This is a genomic window from Streptomyces sp. CO7 (assembly GCF_053474865.1).
Genome location: NZ_JBRIOU010000204.1, coordinates 1 through 2720, shown reverse-complemented (window position 1 = coordinate 2720; position 2720 = coordinate 1). Strand labels below are relative to the sequence as shown.

General features: G+C 75.0%; 3 protein-coding genes. All 3 read left to right on the top strand.

The features are described 5' to 3' along the window. Nucleotides 1-27: 27 nt before the first annotated feature. From ACOV8S_RS32625 to ACOV8S_RS32615, 3 genes are read left to right on the top strand one after another with little or no spacing between them, the layout of a single operon-like run. Nucleotides 28-750, top strand: coding sequence for an ABC transporter permease (locus ACOV8S_RS32625; RefSeq protein ID WP_448322239.1), 723 nt, complete (start codon nt 28-30; stop codon nt 748-750). Between the two features lie 10 nt (nt 751-760). Beyond that, nucleotides 761-2035, top strand: coding sequence for a sensor histidine kinase (locus ACOV8S_RS32620; RefSeq protein WP_448322237.1), 1275 nt, complete (start codon nt 761-763; stop codon nt 2033-2035). Then, a complete protein-coding gene (locus tag ACOV8S_RS32615; RefSeq protein WP_351117574.1) occupies nt 2028-2678 on the top strand; it encodes a response regulator transcription factor in 651 nt (216 codons plus the stop codon). The genes ACOV8S_RS32620 and ACOV8S_RS32615 overlap by 8 nt, the downstream gene beginning before the upstream one ends. Nucleotides 2679-2720: the final 42 nt, after the last annotated feature.

Here is a 2720-nt window from a genome sequence, read left to right as displayed (position 1 = left end):
GGCCCGCAGCACCGCCCGTCCCGCGCGGTGCTGCGGGCCGAGGCACGCCTCTTCCTCCGCGAGCCCGGCAACTTCTTCTGGATCGCGGTCTTCCCGCCCGGCCTGCTGACGATCCTCGGCCTGATCCCGACCTTCCGGGAGCCCAGTGCGGACCTCGGAGGTCTGCGGCTGATCGAGACCTACGTCCCGGTGACGGTGCTGGTCGCGCTGATCGTGGCCGGCGTCCAGGCGCTGCCTCCGGTGATCACCGGCTACCGGGAGCGCGGCATCCTGCGCCGCATGTCCGCGACCCCGGTGCGTCCCTCGGCCCTCCTGTTCGCGCAGATGGGCCTGCACGGTGTCGCCGCCCTGGTCTCGGCCCTGCTCTCGCTGGCGATCGGCCGCCTCGCCTACGGCGTCCGGCTCCCCGAGCAGATCGCCGGGTACCTGCTGGCGCTGTCGCTCGCCGCCGCGGCCTCGCTCGCCATGGGCGCCCTGGTGGCGGCATTCTCCCCCACCGCGAAGATCGCGACGGCCGTCGGCTCCGCCGTGTTCCTGCCGATGATGTTCGCCGCGGGTGTCTGGCTGCCGGTGCAGGCCATGCCCGACGCACTGGCCACCGTCGTCGGCCTGCTGCCCTTCGGCGCGGCGGCCGAGGCCCTCGGTGAGGCGACGGGCGGCAGTTGGCCGGACTGGTCGTCGCTGGGGATCCTGACGCTGTGGGCGGCCGCTCTCACCGCAGCGGCCATCCGCTGGTTCCGTTGGCAGTAGGGTCTCGGCCGTGACCGACGAGGCGGGGACGACGGAACCGGACACGCCCGGGCGCGGGTGGGAACTGTTCCGCCGCTGGGGGCCGCACGCCATGCTGGCCTTCACCGCGGTGCTCGCGGCGGCCACCCCCGAGCTGACGCCGGAGACCGGCGAGCGGCAGGCCGCGGCGGCACTGGTCGGGGCGGCAGCGGTCCTGCACCTGTTCTGGGACCGGGTCGGCCGGCGCTTCCCGGGCCGGAGCCCGGCCGGGACGGCGTACTACGTCCTGCGCTGGGCCCTCGGCTTCGTCCTCGTCTGGCTCAACCCGCTCTTCGCCTTCTACGCCGCGGTCGGCTACTTCGACGCCGAGGAGCTGATCCCCCGAGGCAGGCGCGCCTGGTGGCGGCTGGGGCCGCTCGCCTGTGCCGTGCCGGTCGCGGGCTCCCAGTCCGGTGGGCTGCCGCCCCAGAGCCCGGGGCAGTGGGGGCTGTTCTGCGGGCTGCTGGTCGTCAACTTCGCCCTGATCGGCGTCACCACGCACTTCAACGAGCAGCAGGAGGAACGCTCGCGCGCCCGGGCCGCCGCCATCGTCGAACTCGAGCGCGCCAACGCCGCCCTGCAGCAGGCCCTCGACGAGAACGCCGCCCTGCACGCCCAACTGCTGCACCAGGCCCGGGAGGCGGGAATCGCGGACGAGCGCCGGCGGCTGGCCGCGGAGATCCACGACACGCTGGCGCAGGGCCTCACCGGGATCATCGCCCAGCTCCAGGTGGTGACGAGCACCGACGACGCGGCCGTGGCCCGCACGCACGTGGAGCGCGCCGCCGGCCTGGCCCGGCGCAGCCTGGGCGAGGCACGTCGCTCGGTGCACAACCTCGCCCCCGCCGGTCTGGCCGAGGAGGGCCTGCCGCGGGCCCTGAGCGAGACGGTGGACGGCTGGGCCGAACAGCACGGGCTGCGGGCCGGGTTCACCCTCACCGGCGATCCGGAGCAGCTGCACGGCGAGGTGGCCGCGACCCTGCTGCGGATCGCTCAGGAGGCGCTGGCCAACGTCGCCCGGCACGCGGCGGCGTCCCGGGTGGGCGTGACGCTCAGTTTCATGGGCGGGGAGGTCACCCTGGACGTCCGGGACGACGGACGGGGCTTCGACCCGGAGACCCTCCCACCGCGGACACGGACCGGCGGCTTCGGGCTGGCCGGCATGCGGGCCCGCGCGGAGCGGATCGCGGGCTCGCTGGCCGTCGAGTCCGAACCGGGGCAGGGCACCGCCGTGTCGGCTCGCGTACCGTTGGTCCGTCATGAGTGAGGAAGGGACCGGCCCGGCCGGCATCACGCTGCTGATCGTCGACGACCACCCCGTCGTCCGGGACGGCCTGCGCGGCCTGTTCGAGTCGGCCGAGGGGTTCCGGGTGCTCGGCGAGGCGTCCGACGGGATCCAGGCGGTGGCGCTGGCCGCCGAACTCGACCCGGACGTCGTGCTGATGGACCTGCGGATGCCCGGTGGCGGCGGTGTCCCGGCCATCGCGGAGCTGACCCGCCGGGGCGCCCGCGCCAAGGTCATGGTCCTCACCACGTACGACACCGACTCCGACACCCTGCCCGCCATCGAGGCGGGGGCGACCGGCTACCTCCTCAAGGACGCCCCGCGCGACGAACTGCTGGCCGGGGTGCGTGCGGCGGCCCAGGGGCGTTCGGTGCTCTCCCCCGCCGTCGCCTCGCGTCTGGTCTCGGCGGTCCGCGCCCCGGGCGGCGAACCGCTCTCCGCGCGCGAGCGGGAGGTGCTGACCCTGGTCGCCCGCGGGACCTCCAACCGCGAGATCGCTCGGGAGCTGTTCATCAGCGAGGCCACGGTGAAGACCCACCTCACCCACATCTACGCCAAGCTGGACGTGAACGACCGGGCGGCGGCGGTGGCGGCCGGCTACCGCCGGGGCATCCTGGGCGGCTGAACCGCCGGGCACCCCGGCGGGCACGCCGATCACCCCCACGGG